We start from the raw sequence: 22,497 nt of genomic DNA, 5'->3' as shown, positions 1-22,497 counted from the left end.
TTGCGGGCTGACGGGAGCATGCGATGGCCGATCACGGCATCAAGGGTAAGACGGTTCTGATCGCCGGGGGCGCCAAGAATCTGGGAGGCCTGCTGGCGAAAGACCTGGCCGCGCAGGGCGCGAAGGCCGTCGCCATCCACTACAACAGCGCGCCGGCCAAGGCCGAAGCCGAGAAGACACTTGCCGAGATCAAGGCGGCCGGCGCGGACGCCTATGCCTTCCGGGCCGACCTGACCTCCGCGGCTGCGATGGAGAAGCTTTTCGCCGATGCCAGAGCGGCGATGGGCTCGATCGATATCGCCGTGAACACGGTCGGCAAAGTGTTGAAGAAGCCGATGGTCGAGATCAGCGAAGCCGAGTTCGACGACATGAGCGCGGTCAATTCGAAGACAGCATTCTTCTTCCTCAAGGAGGCCGGCAAGCATGTCAGCGACAATGGCAAGGTCTGCACGCTGGTGACCTCGCTGCTCGGCGCCTTCACGCCCTTTTATGCGAGCTATGCCGGCACCAAGGCGCCGGTCGAGCACTACACCCGTGCCGCCTCCAAGGAGTTCGGCACCCGAGGCATCTCGGTGACGGCGATCGGGCCGGGGCCGATGGACACGCCGTTCTTCTATCCCGCCGAAGGCGCCGACGCGGTCGCCTATCACAAGACGGCCGCCGCTCTCTCGCCTTTCTCCAAGACAGGCCTGACCGATATCGAGGATATCGTGCCCTGGATCCGCTTCCTCGTCTCGGATGGCTGGTGGATGACCGGCCAGACGATCCTTGTGAATGGCGGCTACACGACGAAGTGAGAATGCCCCACTGGGGGCGGGACCCGCGATCCGTTAGGAAGCGGGAACCGAACAGGGATAGCGAAGACCGAGCCTACGCATGCCTCCACGTCCAATCCTGAGCTTTCCCGATCCGCGTCTGCGCGTGGCGGCAGCGCCCGTCACGCGCTTCGATGCCGATCTGCGCGAGCTTGCGGCCGATCTGCTGGATACGATGCGGGCGGCGCCCGGCATCGGCATCACCGCGCTGCATATCGGCGTGTCGCTGCGGCTGGTCGTTCTGGAGCTGACGCCCGGCGATGTCCGGACCTATGCCAATCCGGTGCTGGACGGCGTCTCGCGTGAGACCATCCGTCATCTGGAAGGTAGCGTCTCGATGCCGGGTGTGACGGACGAGCTGGAGCGCCACGCCAAAATCCGCGTGCGCTATCATGATCTCGACGGGACGGAGCAGATCGAAGAGGCGGATGGCTTGCTCGCCGTCTGCCATCAGCATGAGATCGACCAGCTCGACGGCATCTTCTGGATCGACCGCTTGTCGCGTCTCAAGCGCGACCGGCTGATCGCGCGATACAATAAGCTGCGGCGGGGATAGGGAGACGCCCTTCGGGCGTAGGGCGTCATGCCCGGGCTTGACCCGAGCATCTCATGCAGAAAAGAGCGCCTTCCGGGAAGAGATTCTCGGGTCACCGCTGCGCGGTGCCCGAGAATGACGCTGGCAGATCGTCGATCAGTTCGCGACCGAACGGATCCCCCGGCGCAGCTTGCCGATCAGTTCGTCGATCTGCGACTCCGTGATGATCAGCGGCGGCGAGAAGGCGATGGTGTCGGCGGCCGTCCGCACCATCAGGCCTTCCTCGCGGAAAAGGCGGTCCATCGCCTCGAACCCGCGCTTGCCGATACCGTCGGCACGGGGGGCGAGATCGACGGCCCCGACGATCCCCAGCGTGCGGATGTCGACGACGTTCGGCTCGCCCTTCAGGCTCATCACCGCGTCGGCCCAGGCGCCTTCCATGGCGCGGGCCCGCTCGAACAGGCCTTCGTCGCGGTAGATGTCGAGCGACGCCAGGCAGGCGGCCGCGGCCAGCGGATGGCCCGAATAGGTGTAGCCGTGGAACAGCTCGATGACGTTGTCGGGCCCGCCCATGAAGGCGTCGTAGATGTGCTTGCGCACGATCACGCCACCCATCGGCACGGTGCCGGAGGTCACGCCCTTGGCGAAGGTGATCATGTCGGGGATCACGCCATAGCGCTCGGCCGCGAAGGCGAAGCCGAGACGCCCGAAGCCGGTGATCACCTCGTCGAAGATCAGCAGGATGTTATGCTTGTCGCAGATCTCGCGCAGGCGCTTGAGATAGCCCTTCGGCGGTGGCAGGGCGCCGGTCGAGCCGGCCATCGGCTCGACGATGACCGCCGCGATGGTCGAAGCGTCGTGCAGCGCGACGATGCGTTCGAGATCGTCGGCGAAATGGGCGCCGTAGTCCGGCTCGCCCTTGCTGAAGGCCTGCTTCTCCCGATCGTAGGTATGGGCGAGATGGTCGACGCCGGTGAGGAGCGATCCGAAGAACTTGCGGTTGTTCGACATGCCGCCGACCGAGATGCCGCCGAAGCCGACACCGTGATAGCCGCGCTCACGGCCGATCAGGCGGGTCTTGGCGGCCTTGCCGGTGACGTTCCAGTAGGCCAGTGCGATCTTGAGTGCTGAGTCGCCTGCCTCGGAGCCCGAGCCGGCGAAGAAGACATGGTCGAGATCCCCCGGCGCCAGCGCCGCGATCCGCGCCGCTGCTGCGAAGACCTTCGGGTGGCCGTACTGGAAGGAGGGGGCGTAGTCGAGGTCACGCGCCTGCGCCTGGATCGCCTGGATGATCGGCTCGCGGGCATGGCCGGCATTGCAGCACCACAGACCCGCGGTACCGTCCATGACGGGCTTGTTGTCCGGCGTATAGTAGAACATGCCCTCCGCGCGGGAGACCATGCGCGGGTCCTTCTTGAAGGAGCGGTTGGCCGTGAACGGCATCCAGTAGGCTTCGAGATCATTCGGCGTGGCGATGGCGGAGGATGCGGACGTCATTCGAAACCCCTGTGGATTAACCTTGGTTAAAGCTAGCAGGAGCCAGCGGCCTGTAAATCGCCATCATGGCGGCTCAAGGCTGCGTCCGGCGGATGGCGGCTCGAACCCGCCTGTGGATGACGTTAGGTCGTCAATGGCTTAACGTCCCCATTGATGGGGGCGGCGAACTGAACGGACCCCGATGACGGAAGACGCAGATGATCCTGGACGGCTGGATGTCCGAGCCGCGGCGATCATTCGCGCGGGCCTCGATCGCGTCCTCGTCTCGGACGCCTTTCGGGCCGCTCCGCAGCTCTCGGCCTTCCTGAGCTTCGTCGTCGAACGCACGATCGAGGGGCGTGCGGCCGAACTGAAAGGCTATACGATCGCGGTGGAAGGCCTCGGTCGCCCTGCTGACTTCAATCCCCAGCTCGATCCCATCGTTCGCGTCGAGGCAGGCCGGCTGCGGCGGGCGCTGGCGCAATACTATGCTGGTGACGGCCGCGGCGATCCCGTGCAGATTTCGATGCCGGTCGGCGGCTACGTCCCGGTCTTCACCTGGTTCGGCAGTGAGGGGAGCCGGATTCCGGAAGACGCCGCCTACGATGCGCCGGAGCCGGATCGGCGTACGGCCCGCCGCTGGGCCGGCCTGACTCTCGCAGCGCTGGCACTGGGGCTGCTCACACTCTGTTGGTGGTATCTGAGGCCGTTGCGCGAACCGCCGCCATCTGTCGCGGTGAAGCCTGCCGCGACCGAGCAGGCTGCCGGCATGCGGCCCGAGGCCTCGGCAGCCTCTCTCCTCGTGCGTGTCGCGATCACGACTCCCAACCCGCCCTCAGACCCCGCGCTCGCCGCGGTCCTGCGTCGCTTTTCGGCACTGCTCGTCGATGCCATGGCGCGGTTCGACGATCTCGTCACGATCAAGACGCCGCTCCCGGGCGCCACCCTGGAAGATGATGTCGACTATGCCATCGAGATCGACGCTCAAGGACTGGACAGCGGCGCGGTGGGGCTTGCCCGCCTGCGCTCCGTCAAGGACGGCCGTATCGTCTGGACGACCTCGTCGAGCCGCTCCTCGCTCGCCGCACTCCAGGAAAGCGATCTCGCCGAGATGGCGCGACGGCTGGCGACGCGCCTGACCGAGCCTTTTGGCATCATCCCCGCCGATGCGCGCCAGTTCGCGTCCTCCCCGGCGATCCGCTGCATCCTGAAGGCCTTCGATGCGCGCCGCGCGATGCTGCCGGAGCTGCACCAGGCTGCGCGGTTTTGCCTTGCGGACCTGGTCGAACAGGATCCGGGCTTTTATCCGGCCTGGGCTCATCTCGCGATCATGACGCTTGGCAAGCACGGCGCGGCGGCGACCTCTCAGGGCGATAGCCCGCAGGGTGACACGGACCCCGTGCGGACTCCCCTCGACCGTTCTCTCGCCGCGGCCTTGACGGCGATCCGGCTCGCGCCCTCCGGTGCGCGGGCCTACCAGGCCCTGATGAAAGTGCTGCTGTTGCGCGGTGCGACCGAGGAGGCGATCCAGATGGGCCGCGAGGCCCAGACCCGTAATCCCTATGATCCAGAGATTATGGCGGATGTCGGGGCGCTCTATGTCCGGCTCGATCGCCCGCTCGAGGGGCTGCCACTGCTCGAGCGGGCGATCTCGCTGAGCGTTGCCCGCCCGCCACGCTATGATTTCTATGCGTTCCTCGGCGCCTATCTGGTGGGGGCGGGAAAAGCGTCGGACAGCCATGCCGGAATGCTGGCCGCGGATACGAGCGAGTTCGGCCTGCTTGGTCAGGCGCTGAAGGCCGCAACCGATAACGACCGGGAGAAGCGGGCTCAGGCGATTGCGCAACTCGTCGAGAAATCCGCGCTCTTCCGGCAGGATCCCCGTGCCTTCCTTCAGCGAAGAGCGTTTTCCGCGTCGGTGATCGACAAGGTCCTCACCGCGCTCGAGCTGAACAAGCCATAGTGCCAGCGGCATGACGGGGCTGGCGCGCAGGCCGGCTGTGGCGAAATTGGGGCGTGTCGCTCGCATAACCGCGCCGGCAAGGGTACTCTGCGCCCTAGGACCGTGATTCGTTCCCCATTCCGATTCCCTGACGTAGCGCGAGCGCTGCCGTGGCACCTGCCCGCCTGAAAGCCCTGCACCCTCTCGCCGGCGCCGTCACCGGCCTGTCGGCCGGCGCCGCGGTGGCGATCCTGCTTCCGGGGGGGCTTGGTGCAGGGCTCGGCCTTCTCGCATCCGGGGCCGGCCTGATGCTGGCGCTGCGGGCCTTCGAGCGCCGCGGTCTTGCCCGGCACGAACAGGCCATGGCGGGGCTCGGCGAGGTCAAGGTCCGTCTCGCGACCAACGCCATCCGCCTCGACGCGCTGTCGCAGCGCGTTCAGCAGATGCCGATGCGCGATGCCGATGCCGCACCCGCGCGCGCCGCAATCCATGAGCTGACGGCCGAAGTCGGCCTGCTCGGCGACCTGATCCATCAGGTCGCGACGACGCTCGCCGATCACGAGACGGTCCTGGCCCGCTTGCCGGAGCCCGCGGCCACGCTTCCCGCGCCGGAGGTGGTGCTCGATCCGGAAACCGTGCGCCGGGAACGGGCCGGGAAGCTCGCGGCCGAACGCGCCGCTGCCGCCGCGGCGGCGCAGGAGGAGGCCGAGGCCGCACGTGCGGCCCTGATCGGCAGGGCGCTCAGTGAAGGCGGACTCGAGGTCCATCTCCAGCCGATCGTCTCGCTGCCGCAGCGCCGGACCTGCGGCTACGAGGCGCTGGCGCGCCTGCGGCTGGACGAGAACACGCTGCTGCTGCCGCACGAGTTCATCGAGACCGTCGAGGCCCGTGGCTTCGGGCCGACGCTGGATGCGCTCGTGCTGACGCGGGCGCTGGCGATCGCGCGCCATCTCGGCTCGAAGGACGGCGGCATCTTCGTCTCCTGCAATTTCAGCAATGCGACCTGGACGTCGTCGCGCGCGCTCGCCGCCTTGACCCGTATTCTCGACAAGTATCAGGAGCACACCGGTCATCTGGTCATCGAGATGCCGCAGACGATCTTTCGCGTGCTCGACCCGACCAGCCTCGGCCTCCTGGGTGCGATGTCGGCCAACGGCGTGCGTTTCGCGCTCGATCAGCTTGTCGATCTGCGCCTCGATCCGCGCGCTCTTTTCGATCGTGGTGTCCGCTATGTGAAGGCGTCGGCCGCGCTGTTGCAGGCTCATCTCGATGGCCGGATCCAGAGCGATATCGATGCCGGCGATCTCGCTACCCTGTTGGCGCGCGTCTCGATCACCCTGGTGGCCGACCAGGTCGAGGATAATCCCGCTGCCGCCGACATGATCGATCTCGGCGCCACGATGGGGCAGGGGCAGGCCTTCTCGCCGCCGCGCCCGGTCAAGCCCGAAGTCTTCGCCGAGCCGACGCCTATGCCCGCGGCTCAGCCGGAACCCGCCGCCGCGGCCGCCCGGCCGGCTGAGAGCATCGTCGATCGATTGATCGGCCAGGAACGGGTCGCGCGGCCTCCTGCCGCGATTCCCGCCCCGGCCGTTCAGGACGCGCCTCCGGAGCGTCTGCCCTTCCGGGCCGTTCTGCGCCGCGCCAGCGCCTGACGCGCGGCTGCTTCCTGCGCGCTCCGGTTCCGCTTCCGGCGAATCCCGTCTAGATCAGGCCTGGTCGAAGGGTGGCGTCCGCCTTTCGCGCCAGAGAGCGTTTTCAAGTGAACCGACCTTCGGGGCGCGCAGGAAAATGCAACGAGACAACGACCCAATCGCCGGAGATCGAAACAGTGTCGCCATCGGGGATCGCTTCCACCCTTCCGCTTTCGGGTTTTTCGGAGGTCGCGGACCGCTTCGATCTCTGCCTGTGTGACGTCTGGGGCGTCGTCCATAACGGCGTCGCCGCCTATCGCGACGCGGTCGCGGCGCTGATGCGGATGCGCCAGCACGGCATCAGCGTCGTCCTCGTCACCAACGCGCCGCGCCCGGCCGAAGTCATCGTCGGCCAGCTCGACGGCTTCGCTGTGCCGTGCGAGGCCTGGGATGCGATCGTCACCTCCGGCGATGTCTGCCGGTCGCTGATCCGCGAGCGGGCGGGCGAGCCAATGTTCCGCCTCGGTCCCGATCGCGACCTGCCGCTGATCGCCGGGCTCGACGTGCGCGAGGTCTCGCCCGACGAGGCGGCCTATGTGCTCTGCACTGGCCTGTTCGACGACGAGAAGGACACGGCCGCCACCTATGCCGACCTGCTCGCCGGTTTCGCTACGCGCGGGCTGCCACTGATCTGTGCCAATCCCGATCTCGTGGTCGAGCGCGGCGGGCGCATCATTCCCTGCGCCGGTTCGGTCGCGCTGGCTTATGAGGAGATCGGAGGCCGGACGATCTATGCCGGCAAGCCGCACCGGCCGATCTATGAGGCGGCGGTGGCGGCCGCCGAAAAGGCCCGGGGCACGTCGGTCGCCCGCGACAGGATCTGCGCGGTCGGCGACGCGATCCGCACCGACATTGCCGGAGCCGACGCCTTCGGCGCGGCCGGCATCATGGTGCTGGCCGGCATCCACGCCCAGGATCTGATGGAAGCGTCATGGGACGAGCGTCACGGCTGGTTCGGCCGGCAGACGCATCGCCCGTCCTATGCCATGCCGCATCTGGTCTGGTGAGAAAAAGCCGCCGTCATTTTCGGGCGAAGCGAAGCGCAGACTCGGGGAATCTCAGGCCTTCACGAGATGCTCGGGGTTAGCCCGCGCTTGGCGCGCCTCGGCAAGGCGGTCTGTCACGCTGCCGCGCAGACCGATTCGATCTTCGTCTTCAGCGTCTGCGCGTTGAACGGCTTGACGATATAGTTGCTGACGCCCGCTTTCTTGGCGGCGACGACGTTCTCGGTCTTCGATTCGGCGGTGACGATGATGAACGGCGTTTCCGACAGCGCCGTTTCCTCGCGGACCTTCTGGAGCAGTTCGAAGCCACTCATCGGTTCCATGTTCCAGTCGGAGATCACGAGGCCGTATTTCTTGTCGCGCATCTTCGAGATGGCGGTCGTGCCGTCCGAAGCGTCGTCGACATTCTCGAAGCCGAGCTGCTTCAGCAGGTTACGGATGATGCGGACCATCGTCTGGTAATCGTCGACGACGAGGATCGGCATGGACGGATCGAGAGCCATTCTGATGCTCCAGGCATGACGGTCGCGGTGCTGGGAGATGCCAGCGCCGTGCCGCTTGTCTGAGTTGATAGCCGCGCGGCCTTGCGAACCGGTTAATCCGATTGTCGACTGACGTTAGGGCAGTGCGGTGCGCCGCACCAAAGTCCAATTGCGTTCATGTTGCGGTTGCGAGATGATTAACCGGATCGCAGACAGGAGGGCAGGGTCCCTGCGGGCCATGCGGAAGCCATGACCGTTCAGCCGATGCCCGGCGGGCTCTACACCGTCCACGCCTTCGAGGATCTGGCCGTCGGCCGGAGCGAAAGCCTGATGCGGACGGTGATGGAGCGGGATGTCGCGCTCTTCGCCGAATTGTCAGGCGATGCCAACCCGATCCATCTTTGCGATCATTTCGCAGCCAATACCAAGTTCGGCCAGCGAATCGCCCATGGCATGCTGACGGCGAGCCTCGTCTCCGCCCTGCTCGGCACGCGCCTGCCGGGGCCGGGCGCGGTCTATCTATCCCAGACCTTGACCTTCCTTGCCCCGGTCAAGATCGGCGACGTGGTCACGGCCCGCGTCGAGATCGTCGAGCTGGTGGCGGAGCGCCGCCGCGTGCGCTTCTTCTGCGAATGCCTTGTTGACGGCAAGGCGGTGATGGAGGGCGAAGCCTGGGTGGCCATGCCGCCGAATCCGCAAGCCTGAGGCTCTCGGGCCGCTCGCGGCCTTGACGCCCCGCCGGCCTTCGCCGCAAAGACGGACATCGCTCCATTGTCAGGGGCAGGTGGACGTTTCCGATTCATGCCATCCCAAGCCGATGAGCCGCTGCGCCCCGAGCCGACGGCCGTGGTCCTCGACCTCGACAAGCCGACCCCCGATGCCTTGCGTGGTGCCGTCCTGGCGTTAGGCAATTTCGACGGCGTGCATCGTGGCCATCTCGAACTTGCGCGCCGCGCCGCCGCCCTCGCCAGTGAGCGTGGTGCACGCCCCGCGGCCTTCACCTTCGAACCGCACCCGCGCAGCGTCTTCCGCCCCGAAGAGCCGGTCTTCCGGCTGACCTCGCCGCAGCTCAAGCTCGAAGGATTGACGGAGGCGGGCTTCGCTCAGGTTCTCGTTCTGCCCTTCGATCGCGAGATCGCTTCGCTCCCTGCCGCAAGCTTCGTCGATGATCTGCTTATCGGCAGGCTCGGTGCGGCTGGTCTTGTCTGCGGCTACGATTTCCATTTCGGCAAAGGGCGGACGGGATCTCCGGAGATGCTGCAGGCCCACGGTCTCGCAGCGGGCATTCCGGTCGCGGTTGTGCCGCCCTATTCATGGCAGGGCGAGCCGGTTTCCTCGACGCTGATCCGTACCGCTCTGGAGGCCGGCGATGCGGCTCGTGCCGCCATCTTCCTCGGCCGTCCCTGGCTGGTGCGCGGGCTGGTCACCCATGGCGACAAGCGCGGACGCGATCTCGGTTACCCGACGGCCAACATGCAGCTCGCCCGCGATTGCAGGCTGCGTCATGGCATCTATGCGGTCCGCATGCGGATCGACGGCGCATGGCATGACGGCGTCGCGAGCTTCGGCCGCCGCCCGACCTTCGACGACGGCGCGCCACGCCTGGAAACCTTCGTCTTCGATTTCTCCGGCGATCTGTATGGCCAGCGCGTCGATGTCGCCTTCGTCGACTGGCTGCGCGGCGAGGAAAAATTCGACTCGCTGGAGGCCCTGATCGTCCAGATGGATGCCGACAGCGCCCGTGCGCGCGACATTCTGGCGGAAACGCCGCCCTTCCTTCCGTAAGCCGCGCCTGCTAGAAGCCCCTCATGCCCGCAGAACGCGCCATGCTGATCGATCTTTCCCGGCGAATTACGGGCCCGGCTGCCGCCTCGCGCTAGACAAGCGCGGGCGCTTGCGCAGTCCGGGTTGAAGACCGCTTTTCCCGTTTTACGCGTGGACGCCCGGGACCCCTGACCGGCCCGCCGTCCCGACTGTCCGAGCCGGATGATGACCGACAAGACCAATACCGCCAAAGCTTCCGAAACCGCTGCCGATGGCGTCGATTATTCGCAGACGCTCTTCCTGCCCCAGACCGAATTCCCGATGCGCGCCGGCCTGCCGCAGCGCGAGCCGGAACTGCTCGCGCGCTGGGCGAAGATGGATCTCTACCGCAAGCTGCGCGAGGCCGGGCAGGGGCGGGACAGGTTCGTCCTGCATGACGGCCCTCCCTATGCCAACGGCAACATCCATATCGGCCACGCGCTGAACAAGGTCCTCAAGGACCTCGTCACGCGCTCGCAGCAGATGCTCGGCTACGATTCCAACTACGTGCCGGGCTGGGACTGCCATGGCCTGCCGATCGAATGGAAGATCGAGGAGCAGTACCGCGCCAAGGGACTGAACAAGGACGACGTCCCGGTCGTCGAGTTCCGTAGGGAATGCCGCGCCTTCGCCGAGCACTGGGTCGATGTCCAGCGCGAGGAGTTCAAGCGCCTCGGCGTCGAGGGCGACTGGGCCAATCCCTACCTGACCATGGCCTATCCGGCCGAGGCGCAGATCGCCCGCGAGATCATGAAATTCGCCGAGACCGGCCAGCTCTATCGCGGCTCCAAGCCGGTGATGTGGTCGGTGGTCGAGAAGACCGCCCTGGCCGAGGCCGAGGTCGAGTACGAGGAACATGCGAGCGACACGATCTTCGTGGCGTTTCCGATCATCGATGTCGAGCAGGCTCCCGTGATTTACGAGTTCGGCGAGCCGCCGGAAGACCCAAGTGTGCTAGAAGCGCAGCTTGAGGATGTGAATGCGCTGATCGATTGCTCGGTCGTCATCTGGACGACGACGCCCTGGACCATTCCCGGTAACCGGGCGATCGCCTACTCCTCCAAGCTGTCCTATGGCGTCTATCGCGTTGACGAGGCACCCGATGGAAATTGGGCCAAGCCCGGAGCCAAGTACGTTTTGGCCGACAAGCTCGCTGAATCGGTATTAAAGGCGGCCAAGGCCACCCGCTTTCACCGCATCAGGTCTGTCACCAGCAGTGAGCTGGCGACGATGGTCTGCGCGCATCCACTCCGAGCCCGGCCGGCCAAGTATGCCAAGGGCCGCTCCTACGGGGTGTATCGCGTCACGCAAGGGCCCCACAGCTTCGAATTGCCGATGTCTGATGAAGAGGCAAAGGTTGACCTTGCGCAGGCAGGTTATGAGCGCGTCGAACGGGTAAGCGATTTCGATCCGGGAGAGCTGACCGAAGGTTTCCAGCTTGCGGGAGCTGACGTCGATGCTTACGGATTCGACGTCCCCCTCCTCGATGGCGATCATGTCACGGACGATGCCGGTACTGGCTTCGTCCACACCGCGCCAAGCCATGGCCGCGAGGACTTCGACGTCTGGATGGCCAACGGCCGCCAGCTCACCGAGCGCGGCATTGAGACCCGCATCCCCTATACCGTCGATGCCGATGGCCGCTTCACCAAGGAGGCACCGGGCTTCGAGGGTGCGCAGGTCATCACCGACAAGGGCGACAAGGGCAACGCCAACGACGTCGTCATCAAGGCGCTGGTCGAGGCCGGCAACATCATCGCGCGCGGCCGCCTGAAGCATCAATATCCGCATAGCTGGCGCTCGAAGAAGCCGGTGATCTTCCGCAACACGCCGCAATGGTTCATCGCCATGGACAAGCCGATCGGCGAGGCCGGCGCGCCGGATGCGGCCGATCCGCAGCCGGTCGCGGGCGGCAATGCCGATACGCTGCGCAACCGCGCGCTGAAGGCGATCAAGGAAACCGAGTGGGTGCCCGCCGCCGGCGAGAACCGCATCACCGGCATGATCGCCAACCGGCCGGACTGGGTCGTCTCGCGCCAGCGCGCCTGGGGCGTGCCGATCACCGTCTTCGTCGAGAAGGAGACCAAGGACATCCTCGTCGACGGCCGCGTGAACGCCGCGATTGCCGAGGCCTTCGAGGCAGAGGGCGCGGATGCCTGGTTCACCGATCTCGACGGCGCCCGCTTCCTCAAGCCCTTCGGCTATGACCCGGCGCAGTACGAGCGCGTCACCGACGTGCTCGACGTCTGGTTCGATTCCGGCTCGACCCATGCCTTCACGCTGGAGAAGCGCGCCGATCTGCGCGCCCGCCGCCGCGGCGATGGCGGCAACGATCGCGTGATGTATCTCGAAGGCTCGGACCAGCATCGCGGCTGGTTCCATTCGAGCCTGCTGGAAAGCTGCGGCACGCGCGGCCGGGCGCCCTACGATATCGTCCTGACCCACGGCTTCTGCCTGGACGAGAAGGGCGAGAAGATGTCGAAGTCGAAGGGCAACGTCACCGCCCCGCAAGGCATCATCAAGGACTCGGGCGCCGACATCCTGCGCCTCTGGGTCGCTGCGGCCGACTATTCGGACGACCTGCGCATCGGCAAGGAGATCCTCAAGACCTTCGTCGAGACCTATCGCAAGCTGCGCAACACCATGCGCTGGATGCTCGGCACGCTCGCCCATTTCAGCGAGGATGTCCGCGTCACCGATCCGCAGACCATGCCCGAGCTGGAGCGGTTGATGCTGCACCGGCTGGCCGAGCTTGGACCGCAGGTCGAGGAAGCCTATCGCAGCTACGACTACAAGAAGGTCGTGTTCCTGCTCTCGCAGTTCATGAACACCGAGCTGTCGGCGTTCTATTTCGACGTGCGCAAGGACGCGCTCTATTGCGATCCGCTCTCCAGCCATGTCCGCAAGAGCGCGCTGACCGTCGTCGACCATCTCTTCCGCTGCCTGACGACATGGCTCGCGCCGATCCTGGTCTTCACCGCGGAGGAGGCCTGGCTCGACCGCTATCCCGACCAGAAGGCGGGCGAGGGCTCAGTCCATCTCGAACGCTTCGTGGAGGCGAAGGCGAATTGGCTCGATCCGGAGCTGGCAGAGCGTTGGGCCAAGATCCGCCGCGTGCGCCGCGTCGTCACCGGCGCGCTGGAACTGGAGCGCGCCGCCAAGCGCCTCGGCTCCTCGCTGGAGGCTGCGCCGCAGGTCTTCGTCTCCGATAGCGATCTCTATGCGGCGCTGTCCGGGGCCGATCTCGCCGAGATCAGCATCACCTCCGGCATCAGCGTCGAGAGCGGGGAAGGGCCGGTTGATGCCTTCCGCTTGGCCGACGTGCCCGGCGTCGCCGTCGTGCCGCACCGGGCCGCCGGCATCAAATGCGCCAGGTCCTGGAAGTATTTCGATCCGGCGACGGCCGACAAGGCCTATCCGCAGGTGACGCCGCGTGACGCAAAGGCCCTGAAGGAGTTGGGAGTGCGCGCCTGATGACGTCCGCTCCCCGCCTCGGCGTGGTAACGGTGCTGGTCGTCTTCATCGCCGATCAGGTGCTGAAGTCGTGGCTGCTCTACGGCGTCGGGCTGGCCGAGAACGGGCCATACGATCTCGCCTCCTTCCTGACGATCGTCCTCGCCTGGAATCGCGGCATCTCCTATGGGTTGTTCCAGCAGGGCACCGATCTGGGGCGTTGGTTCCTCGTCGTCATCTCCTTCGTAGCGGCCGTCTGGCTCTGGCGCTGGATGTGGCGAGAGCCGCGGCGCTTTTCCGTGTTGAGCCTTGCGCTGATCATCGGCGGAGCGCTCGGCAACGGGGTCGATCGCGCCGTCTATGGCGCGGTCGTCGACTTCGTCCATTTCCACTGGGGCAGCTTTAGCTGGTATATCTTCAACATCGCCGACGTCGCGATCGTTGTCGGGGTGCTCGGCCTGCTATATGAGTCCTTCCGCCCGAGCACGGAAAAAACAGCTTAACGACGGTTTCGCCATTGTTTTGCCGTTCGTCTGGGTTTCAGACGGGGCGAGATTGTCCGAAGGGAGATTTGACATGGCCAAACGCATCCGCGTGGCTCATCTGCTCATCGCCGGCGGGCTTGTGCTCGGGGCGTCGCCGGCCTTCGCGCAGGAAGGCTCGTTCATCTACAACATGATGCAGGGCGTCTTCGGCAAGGGCGAGGGGTCGGATATCGACTATCGCGCGCGCGCGCCGCTGGTGGTGCCGCCGAATTCGACGCTGCCGCGCCCGCAGCAGGCGGCCAGCGAGCGCAATGCCGCCTGGCCGAATGATCCGGATGTCCAGCGCCGCAGGGATGCGGCCAATCCGGCTCCTTACGAGGAGCCTCACGGCCTGCGCAACAACGCCCGCCTGTCGGCCGAGGAGATTCGCCGCGGCCGGACGACGCGTGCCCCGAGGGGCCCCCAGCTCCCGGAAGAGGACAACAACTACAGCAACATCATCAAGCCGATCGTGGTCGGGCGTGAGATGGCCGCGCGTCAGGCTCAGATCGACGAGAATGCTGCAGCTTATGGTTCCGAGCCGCCGCGCCGCACGCTTACCGAGCCGCCGGCCGGCTATCGCCGCCCGGCTGCGACGGCGGCCGTCGGCCCCGGCGCGCGTGGCCCGGTCGAAGATACCCAGGCTCCGGGCATCCGCGAATTCGCGGCTGGCCAGGGACCGGTGATGCGTCAGTAAGCTGGCTGGTTTCGGCTGGAGCGCGATCGCCCGCTCTGATCGCCCCTTGCCGAAGCAGGGTCGCCCGACCAAGTTGTCATGAAGGGCGGGCGCGTCGCGCCCGCCCTTTTTTCGATCGAGGAGACGGTAACAGGTGAACATCCATGCGCACCGGACCGATCAGGCGGAGCCGGTCGAATCCTTCCGGTTGACCAACGGCCTCGACGTCGTCGTGGTGAAGGATCGGCGTGCGCCGGTCGTTACCCATATGGTCTGGTATCGCAACGGTTCTGCCGACGATCCGGCGGCCAAGTCCGGCATAGCGCATTTCCTCGAGCACCTGATGTTCAAGGGCACCGAGCGCTGGCCGGCCGGCGAGTTCTCCAAGATCGTCGCCGGCTACGGTGGCCAGGAGAACGCTTTCACCTCCTTCGACTACACTGCCTATTTCCAGCGTGTGCCGAAGGAGCATCTGCGCGCGATGATGGATTACGAGGCCGACCGGATGACGGGCCTCTCCTTCGACGAGGCCGTGGTCGCGCCCGAGCGCGACGTCGTGCTGGAGGAGCGGCGCATGCGGGTCGATTCCGACCCCGCCGCCCAGCTCGGCGAAGAATTCTCCGCGACGCTGTTCTTCCACCACCCCTACGGCACGCCGATCATCGGCTGGGAGCATGAGATCGAGCGCCTGAGCCGGGACGATGCCTTTGCCTATTACCAGCGTTTCTACACGCCCGAGAATGCGATCCTCGTCGTCGCCGGCGACACCGACGCCGCCGAGGTCCGCCGCCTCGCCGAAGAGACTTACGGCAGGATCGCGGCCCGCGGCGCGGCGCCCGTCCGCTCGCGCCCGATCGAGCCTGAACCGCGCGCCTCGCGCCGGGTGCAGCTCAACGACCCGCGCGTGCAGCAGCCCTCGCTGCGTCGCGGCTGGCTGACGCCGACCTATACGACCGGCGAGCGTGACGAGGTTCTGGCGCTCGAACTCGTCGCTGAGATCCTCGGCGGCGGCACCACCTCGCGGCTCTATCGTCGGCTCTGCGTCGAGGACGAGCTGGCTGCCGGCGCCAGTGCCTATTTCATGGGCTCGATGGTCGATCGGGCCGCTTTCCAGATCTCCGCCAGCCCGCGCCCAGGTGTCGAGATGGCGGCGATGGAGGCCGGGCTCGACGCTGCACTCGCCGCCTTCCTGGCCGATGGTCCGAGCGAGCTCGAACTTGCCCGTGCCCGCACCCGGCTGGTGGCGGAGACCGTCTTCGCCCGCGACAACCAGTCCTCGCTCGCCCGTATCTTCGGCTCGGCCCTGGCGGTGGGCGAGACGGTCGAGGACGTGCTGGCTTGGCCCGAGCGCATCGAGACCGTCAGCCGCGATGCCGTCGTCGAGGCGGCCCGCCGCTATCTCAAGCCTGATCGCAGTGTCACCGGCCTGCTGCTGCCGGCCTGACGCCGCCGTCTCTCGTTCGAACGGGCGGGCCTTCGCGTTCCGCCGACAGGAAGCGACATGAACGCCCCCATTCCGACGCCCAAGCTCAACACGGCCGGCCCCGCCATCGCCGTCCAGACCGTCCGCTCGCCCGGCGGCGTGGAAGCCTGGCTGGTCGAGGAACACAGCCTGCCGCTGATCGCAATGGACTTCGCCTTCGATGGAGGTGCCAGCCGCGACCCGGACAATGCCGCCGGCAGCGCCTATCTGATCTCCGGCCTGCTCGACGAGGGCGCCGGCGATCTCGACGCAGAAGCCTTTCAGGGCCGCATGGCCGACCACGCGATCAGCCTCGGCTTCGATGCCCGCCGCGACGATTTCCACGGCTATCTCCAGACGCTCTCGACGCATCGCGAGACGGCTTTCGACTTGCTGGAGCTGGCACTCAACAAACCGCGCTTCGATGCTGATGCGGTCGCCCGCGTCCGCGCCCAGGTTATCGCCGGTTTGCAGCGCCAGGCGAAGAACCCGGAGGTGATGTGCCGTAACGCTCTTTATGCCGCGGCCTTCGCCGGCCATGCCTATGGGCGGCCCGAGAAGGGCGACATCGACAGCGTCTCCAAGCTGGAAGCCCCGGTGCTGAAGGCGTTGCGGCCTGCGCTGCTCGATCGCGCCGGCCTCAGCATCGTCGTCGTTGGTGACATCACCGCGGCCGAGCTCGCAGGGCGGCTGGATACATTGTTCGGTGCTCTGCCGAAGGGCGGGGCTCGGCCGCGCCCGGCCGAGCCCCTGCCGATCCAGGGCCTCGGCCAGACCCATGTCATCGATCTCGACGTGCCGCAAACCGTGTTGCGCTTCGTCGGGCCGGGCCTGATGTGGGACGATCCGGATTTCATCACTGCCAGCGTGCTGAACCATATTCTCGGCGGCTCTGCCTTCACCTCGCGCCTCTTCATGGAGGTGCGCGAGAAGCGCGGCCTCGCCTATGGCGTCTCCTCCAGCCTGATGCCGCTGCGCGAGAGCGCCATGCTGGTCGGCGGCACCGCGACCCGCAACGACCGCGCCGCCGAATCGATGAAGGTCATCCGCGAGGAGATGCTGAAGCTCGCGGAAGAAGGCCCGACCGAGCACGAGGTCGAGGAGGCCAAGCGCTATATCATCGGCTCCTACCCGCTGCGCTTCGACACCTCGCCGAAGATCGCCGGCGAGTTGCTGGCGCTGGCCCTGCGCGGCGACACGCCGGATTTCCTAGCTCGCCGCAATAGCCTCTTCGCTGCGGTGACGCTCGATGACGTCAAGCGCGTCGCACGGCGTCTCTTCGGCAACCCTGACCTGCTCGTGCAGGCGGTTGGCAAGCCGGTCGGGCTGGTCTGAAATAGCCTTCGTTTTCTCGTCGATACGGATAGGTCTAATGCTCCAGCAAAGCTTCGATCTCGCGCTCGAATCCAAGGCCGGCAAGGGGGGCATTCCCGACGCGGCCTTCGAGACGGCGCTGGCCGATATCAAGCCCGCGCTGGCGAAATTGCAGGGGCAGGCGAAGGACGGCTCGCTGCCGCTGCTGAAGCTGCCGAGCGATACCGCCGATCTCGGCCCTGTGAAGGCCGCTGCCGAGCGTCTCAAGGCTGGCGGGACCACCGACGTTCTGGTGCTCGGCACCGGCGGCTCCAGCCTCGGGGGCCAGACGTTGGCGCAACTCACCGGGTACGGCATCGCCGGCCTGTCGCAGTTCACACCCGGCCCGCGCGTCCATTTCATCGATAATCTCGACCCCGCGACCTATGCGGCGCTGCTCACGAAGCTCCCGCTCAAGACGACCAAATTTGTCGCCATCTCGAAATCGGGCGGCACCGGCGAGACCCTGCTGCAGTCGATCGCGGCGATCGAGGCTTTGCGTGGCGCGCATCTCACCGATCAGCAGATCGGCACGCATTTCGAGGGCCTGTCCGAGCCTGCGAAATCCGGCAAGCTCCATCCTTTGCGTGCGCTGCTCGAGCCTTTCGGCACGCCCTTCCTCGAGCACCACACCGATGTCGGCGGCCGCTATTCCGTCCTGACCAATTGCGGCCTGCTGCCGGCTGCCGTGCTCGGCCTCGATATCGAGGCGCTCCGGCTCGGTGCCGGCCGGGCGGTTGCGCCGCTCTTCGCCGGCAAGGATGTCCGCGAGACTCCTGCTGCGGTTGGAGCGGCCCTTCATCTCGCCGCGATGCGTTCGGGCAAGAACATCGCCGTGCTCATGCCCTATGCCGACAAGCTCGCGCTGCTCACCCGCTGGTGGATGCAGCTCTGGGCCGAGAGCCTCGGCAAGGACGGGCAGGGCACGCAGCCCGTCGGCGCGCTCGGCCCCGTCGACCAGCATTCGCAGCAGCAGCTCTATCTCGCCGGTCCCAAGGACAAGTTCTTCACGGTCATCACCACCAGCGTGAAGGGCAGGGGCCCACATATCGATGCCTCTCTCGCCGAGAAGATCGGCCAGGCCGATTTCGCCGGCAAGACGATCGGCGACATGGTGGCCGCGCAGGGTATCGCCATGATCGACACCTTCGCCAAGAACGGCTGCGCGGTCCGTCGCTTCCATGTCGAGCGCATCGACGAGACCAGCCATGGCGAGATGCTGATGCATTTCATGCTGGAGACGATCCTGACCGGTTACGCCATGGGCGTGGATCCGTTCGACCAGCCGGCGGTGGAGGAGGCGAAGCTCCTCGCCAAGCGCTATCTTGCCGAAGGGCGGGCCTGAGTCGCGGTTTTCCGGTAGAGGCGCGTCACGCTCGGACCCGCCCCGATCTCGTATGACACGAAGGCTCGGGAGCCTCTTTCGGAGAGAGCTTTCCGGGTCTGCGGTGCGCCACGCTCCAGAATGATCTGTTCCGCTTTCAGATGACCATCAGAGTCCCATGACCGTCCGCCGTCTCGATCCCGTCCTGGTCGACCGCATCGCCGCCGGCGAGGTGATCGAGCGGCCGGCTGCGGCCGTGAAGGAGCTCGTCGAGAACGCAATCGATGCCGGGGCGCGGTCGATCGCCGTCACCATCCAGGGCGGCGGACGCGAACTGATCCGCGTTGTCGATGACGGCGGCGGGATGACGCCCGATGACCTCGAACTTGCCGTCGACCGTCATGCCACCTCGAAGCTCCCCGACGGCGATCTCTTCGCCATCGACACGCTCGGCTTCCGCGGCGAGGCCTTGCCTTCGATCGGCTCGGTCGCCCGGCTCTCGATCGCGACGCGCCGGCGCGATGCCGCGCAGGGCTCGGGTCTCGTTGTCGAAGCTGGCGACAAGGGTGTGGTCCGCCCCGTTGCCGCCGCGCCTGGCACGCGCATCGAGGTCAGCGACCTCTTCATCTTCACCCCGGCCCGCCTCAAATTCCTGAAGAGCGACCGTGCCGAGGCGCAGGCCGTCTCCGAGATGCTCCGGCGTCTCGCCATCGCCCATCCCGAGGTGCGCTTTTCACTGGAAGGCGAGCATATCAGCGCCTTCGACTGGCCAGCCGAGCCGATCGGCGAGGAGGGGCTGTTGCGCCGCCTCGGCCGCGCGCTCGGCCGTGATTTTCCGGAGAATGCGCTGCGTATCGAGGCCGAGCGCGAGGGGTTCCGCATCTCCGGTTTCGCCGGCCTGCCGACCTTCCATCGCGGCACTTCGGCGGGCGTGCATCTTGCCGTCAACGGCCGCCCGGTGCGCGATAAATTGCTCTTATCGGCTGTGCGTGGCGCCTATGCCGATGTGGTGCCCTCCGACCGGCATCCGGTGCTCTTCCTCGATATCGGCTGCGATCCGCGCTCGGTCGACGTCAACGTCCACCCTGCCAAGAGCGAGGTCCGTTTCCGTGATCCCGCTCTGGTGCGCGGCCTCGTCGTCTCCGGCCTGAAGGCCGCGCTTGCCGCAGCCGGTCACCGCGCGACCACGGCGGGCGGCGCTCGCACTCTCGACGCTTTCCGCGCCGTGCTCTCGATGGGGGGCAGCGGCAACGCGATCCCGCGTCCGTCTTTCGCGCAAGCGCCGAGCTGGGCCGCGCCGGCTCCGGCCCCGATGAGCGCCCCGCAAGCCGGCTTCTCTGATTTCGCGGCGCCCTCCGCAGACGCCCGCGCACATCTCGCCGAGCCCTCGGCCGATGCGCTCGACCGGCCGCTCGGCGCCGCCCGCGCTCAGGTCCACGAGACCTATATCGTCGCCCAGACCCGCGAGGGCGTCGTCATCGTCGACCAGCACGCCGCCCATGAGCGGCTGGTCTACGAGCGACTTAAGGCCGAACGTGCCCGCAACGGCATCGCCCGCCAGCCGCTGCTGCTCCCGGAAGTGGTCGAGCTCGACCCGGTCGATGCCGACCGCCTGATCACGGCAGGCAGCGAGCTCGAAAGCCTCGGGCTTGTGCTCGAATCCTTCGGCCCCGGCGCGGTGCTGGTGCGCGAGGCGCCGGGCCAGCTCGCCGGCGGCAATCTCCAGCGCCTCGTCCGCGACGTCGCCGATGCACTCGCCGAGCACGGTACGGCCGGCTCGCTGGAACGCCGGCTCGATCATGTTCTGGCGACGATGGCTTGCCACAACTCGGTCCGCGCCGGCCGTCGCATGCGTCCCGAGGAGATGGATGCGCTGCTGCGCGAGATGGAGATCACGCCCAATTCAGGCCAGTGCAACCACGGCCGGCCGACCTATGTCGAATTGAAGCTGTCGGATATCGAGAAGCTGTTCGGGCGGCGATAAGCGCCTATACGGCGCCGGAATAGCGAGCGAGGAGACGGTGATGGCGGGTGACACGATTGTTCAGGCCGCCTGTCACTGCAAAGGCGTCCGCTTCGAAGCGACATTGACCGACGGTATGAACACCGCGCGCCGCTGCGATTGCTCGTTCTGCCGCATGCGGGGAGCGGTCGTCGTTTCGGCAAGGGATGTCCGCATCGTCTCGGGCGAGGACAAGCTCGGCGAGTACCAGTTCAACACCCGGACGGCGAAGCACTATTTCTGCCTGGGGTGCGGCATCTACACCCATCACCAGCGCCGCTCGAATCCTGGTCAGCTCGGGGTGAACGTGGCCTGCATCGCTGGCGCCAGCCCCTTCGATTTTCGGGAGCTGCAGGTCAATGATGGCATCAACCACCCCAGCGATAGGCCCGCTGGGTCGAAAGCGGGGATAGCCGGCATCCTCCGCTACGAGCCGACCCAAGGCTGAGGTCTGCAAGGCGGGTGCAGCGCCGGGTGCCTAGGACGTCACCCGCAGCACGAACACCTGCGCTTCGCCATAACCCCGCCGCTCCAGCTCTTCGAAGCCCTCGGGCAGGCTGATCTCGGCATCCGCCGCCTCTTCCAGCACGATCAGCGCGTCCGGCGCGAGCCAGCCGCCTTCGCGCGCCGAGACCAGCGCCTTCTCGCCCAGCCCCTTGCGATAGGGCGGGTCGCAGAAGACGAGTCCGAACGGCGCCATGCCGGTGATCGGGCCGAGCTTGGTCGCGTCGCGGCGGAAGATGCGGCTGAAGCCGGCTAGACCCAGCGCCATCTGGTTCTCGCGGATGATGCCGCGCGCCTCCGTGCCGTCATCGACAAGCAGCGCGAAGCCGGCCCCGCGCGAAAGTGCCTCGAAGCCGAGCGCACCCGTGCCGGCGAAGAGATCGAGCACGCGCGCGTCCTCGACTGCGTCGCCATAGGCATGGACGAGCACGTTGAACAGGGATTCGCGCAGGCGGTCCGAGGTCGGCCGGATGCTGCCGATCCCCGGTTTCGGGCCGGCCAGAGGCCGGCCGCCCAGGCGTCCGCCGACGATCCGCATCGCTTAGTCGCGCTTGCCGCCGCGCGGTCCGCCGCCGCCGGGGCGCGGACCCTTGCCGCCTCCGCCCGGGCGCCCGCCACCCGGCTTACCGCCGAAGGGGCGGCCGCCGCCGACCGGGCGCTCCGAGGAGCGTGAGCCGAAGCCCTTGCCGCCGGGCTTGTCACCAAAGCTGCGGCCGCGCGGCCGATCGTCGCCCGAGCGCTCCGAAGAGCGTGGCCCGAAGCTCTTGGCCCCGAAATCCCGGCCGCCCGGCTTGTCGCCGAAGCTGCGACCACGCGGCCGATCCTCGGGCGAACGCTCGCGGAAGGCGCGGGCAGGGCGCTCGGCGCCGTCGCGTGGCGCGCGATCCTCCCAGGGGCGATCGCCGCCGCGGTCGCGTTCGCCGGCGTCGCTGCGCGGGCGCCGCGCCGGCCGCTCGTCGCCGCCGGTGCGCGAAAGGGGACGTGACGTGCGCATCTCGTCGCCGCCACGCTCCTGGCCGCCGCGCTGCTGGCGCGGCATGCGGTCAGGCCTGCGCTTGCCCTCGCGGGCGGGCGCGTCGCGCTCTTCCGCCACCGGGGCGCTGACGCGCTCGACCAGTACGCGCCGGCCCTTCGGGTCGGCGATCGGCGTGTCGCGGCGGCGCTTGATGTCGCCGGTGGCCTCGCGCTCCTGCCGCTCCAGCTTCGGATCGGCGCCGCGACGCGGCGGAGCCTTGCGCTCGCGCTGTGGCTCGGTTTCGGCATCGCGCCAGACGGTGCGGGTCCAGGGCTTGTCGCCACGCAGCGGTGCGTGGGCCGGATCGCCATCACGAGCCGCCTCGTCGCGGCGGCGGCGCGGGCGATCCTCGCCGGCAGGCGCCGGGCGCGGCGCCGCGGGCATGGCATCGCGGCGCGGCGATTCGAAATCGGCGCCGGCCTTGGCGGCCAGTTCG

General features: G+C 67.2%; 18 protein-coding genes and 1 pseudogene. 15 read left to right on the top strand and 4 right to left on the bottom strand.

The window, feature by feature from the left end; all coding sequences use genetic code 11:
• The first annotated feature begins 23 nt into the window (after positions 1-23).
• Together J0I42_RS22060 and J0I42_RS22055 are read left to right on the top strand one after the other, a co-directional pair.
• Positions 24-797, top strand: coding sequence for an SDR family oxidoreductase (locus J0I42_RS22060; protein ID WP_291658102.1), 774 nt, complete (start codon positions 24-26; stop codon positions 795-797).
• Positions 798-876: 79 nt separating this feature from the next.
• Positions 877-1,371, top strand: a complete 495-nt coding sequence (locus tag J0I42_RS22055) for a peptide deformylase (protein ID WP_291658101.1) — start codon at positions 877-879, stop codon at positions 1,369-1,371.
• A gap of 135 nt (positions 1,372-1,506) precedes the next feature.
• On the opposite strand, the gene aptA is transcribed toward J0I42_RS22055, so the two are convergent.
• Positions 1,507-2,847 carry an omega-aminotransferase AptA gene (aptA, locus tag J0I42_RS22050; protein WP_291658099.1) on the bottom strand — a complete coding sequence of 447 codons (1,341 nt, stop codon included), beginning with the start codon at positions 2,845-2,847 and terminating at the stop codon, positions 1,507-1,509.
• A gap of 181 nt (positions 2,848-3,028) precedes the next feature.
• Between aptA and J0I42_RS22045 the strand changes: the two genes are divergently transcribed.
• The 3 genes from J0I42_RS22045 to J0I42_RS22035 all read left to right on the top strand — a co-directional run bounded on the left by J0I42_RS22045 (position 3,029) and on the right by J0I42_RS22035 (position 7,466).
• Positions 3,029-4,789 (top strand): tetratricopeptide repeat protein, encoded by a 1,761-nt coding sequence (locus J0I42_RS22045; protein ID WP_291658097.1) that lies wholly within the window; start codon positions 3,029-3,031, stop codon positions 4,787-4,789.
• Between the two features lie 149 nt (positions 4,790-4,938).
• Positions 4,939-6,420, top strand: coding sequence for an EAL domain-containing protein (locus J0I42_RS22040; protein ID WP_291658095.1), 1,482 nt, complete (start codon positions 4,939-4,941; stop codon positions 6,418-6,420).
• A gap of 176 nt (positions 6,421-6,596) precedes the next feature.
• Positions 6,597-7,466, top strand: coding sequence for a TIGR01459 family HAD-type hydrolase (locus tag J0I42_RS22035; protein ID WP_291658093.1), 870 nt, complete (start codon positions 6,597-6,599; stop codon positions 7,464-7,466).
• 113 nt (positions 7,467-7,579) lie between these two features.
• On the opposite strand, the gene J0I42_RS22030 is transcribed toward J0I42_RS22035, so the two are convergent.
• On the bottom strand, positions 7,580-7,966 hold the full coding sequence (locus J0I42_RS22030) for a response regulator (protein WP_291658091.1): 387 nt from the start codon (positions 7,964-7,966) through the stop codon (positions 7,580-7,582).
• 228 nt (positions 7,967-8,194) lie between these two features.
• Between J0I42_RS22030 and J0I42_RS22025 the strand changes: the two genes are divergently transcribed.
• The 10 genes from J0I42_RS22025 (at position 8,195) to J0I42_RS21980 (ending at position 20,990) form a co-directional block, all read left to right on the top strand.
• Positions 8,195-8,650 (top strand): MaoC family dehydratase, encoded by a 456-nt coding sequence (locus tag J0I42_RS22025; protein WP_291658089.1) that lies wholly within the window; start codon positions 8,195-8,197, stop codon positions 8,648-8,650.
• Between the two features lie 96 nt (positions 8,651-8,746).
• Positions 8,747-9,730: a bifunctional riboflavin kinase/FAD synthetase gene (locus tag J0I42_RS22020; RefSeq protein ID WP_291658088.1), complete on the top strand. Its 984-nt coding sequence runs from the start codon at positions 8,747-8,749 to the stop codon at positions 9,728-9,730.
• Positions 9,731-9,934: 204 nt separating this feature from the next.
• Entirely contained in the window at positions 9,935-13,222 is a 3,288-nt protein-coding gene (gene ileS / locus J0I42_RS22015) for an isoleucine--tRNA ligase (protein ID WP_291658085.1), read from the top strand.
• Positions 13,222-13,704: a signal peptidase II gene (gene lspA / locus J0I42_RS22010; RefSeq protein WP_291658083.1), complete on the top strand. Its 483-nt coding sequence runs from the start codon at positions 13,222-13,224 to the stop codon at positions 13,702-13,704. The genes ileS and lspA overlap by 1 nt, the downstream gene beginning before the upstream one ends.
• A gap of 73 nt (positions 13,705-13,777) precedes the next feature.
• On the top strand, positions 13,778-14,422 hold the full coding sequence (locus J0I42_RS22005; RefSeq protein WP_291658081.1) for a hypothetical protein: 645 nt from the start codon (positions 13,778-13,780) through the stop codon (positions 14,420-14,422).
• 133 nt (positions 14,423-14,555) lie between these two features.
• On the top strand, positions 14,556-15,845 hold the full coding sequence (locus tag J0I42_RS22000) for a M16 family metallopeptidase (protein ID WP_291658079.1): 1,290 nt from the start codon (positions 14,556-14,558) through the stop codon (positions 15,843-15,845).
• A gap of 57 nt (positions 15,846-15,902) precedes the next feature.
• The gene (locus J0I42_RS21995) at positions 15,903-17,198 is read left to right on the top strand and encodes a M16 family metallopeptidase (RefSeq protein WP_291658077.1); all 1,296 of its coding nucleotides are present in this window, start codon (positions 15,903-15,905) and stop codon (positions 17,196-17,198) included.
• A gap of 37 nt (positions 17,199-17,235) precedes the next feature.
• Positions 17,236-18,561 carry a glucose-6-phosphate isomerase gene (locus J0I42_RS21990; RefSeq protein ID WP_291658074.1) on the top strand — a complete coding sequence of 442 codons (1,326 nt, stop codon included), beginning with the start codon at positions 17,236-17,238 and terminating at the stop codon, positions 18,559-18,561.
• 157 nt (positions 18,562-18,718) lie between these two features.
• The gene (gene mutL, locus J0I42_RS21985; protein ID WP_291658072.1) at positions 18,719-20,524 is read left to right on the top strand and encodes a DNA mismatch repair endonuclease MutL; all 1,806 of its coding nucleotides are present in this window, start codon (positions 18,719-18,721) and stop codon (positions 20,522-20,524) included.
• Positions 20,525-20,564: 40 nt separating this feature from the next.
• Positions 20,565-20,990: a GFA family protein gene (locus J0I42_RS21980; RefSeq protein ID WP_291658071.1), complete on the top strand. Its 426-nt coding sequence runs from the start codon at positions 20,565-20,567 to the stop codon at positions 20,988-20,990.
• A 30-nt stretch (positions 20,991-21,020) separates the two neighbouring features.
• Here the strand turns inward: J0I42_RS21980 and rsmD are convergent, their stop codons facing one another.
• Both rsmD and J0I42_RS21970 read right to left on the bottom strand, forming a co-directional pair.
• Positions 21,021-21,584: a 16S rRNA (guanine(966)-N(2))-methyltransferase RsmD gene (gene rsmD / locus J0I42_RS21975; RefSeq protein ID WP_291658069.1), complete on the bottom strand. Its 564-nt coding sequence runs from the start codon at positions 21,582-21,584 to the stop codon at positions 21,021-21,023.
• A gap of 3 nt (positions 21,585-21,587) precedes the next feature.
• Positions 21,588-22,497 (bottom strand): annotated as a pseudogene (locus J0I42_RS21970) (hypothetical protein); the annotation flags it as partial.

Source organism: Allobosea sp. (assembly GCF_017308015.1).
Lineage (GTDB): Bacteria > Pseudomonadota > Alphaproteobacteria > Rhizobiales > Beijerinckiaceae > Allobosea.
This window is presented reverse-complemented; position numbering and strand designations above follow the sequence as displayed.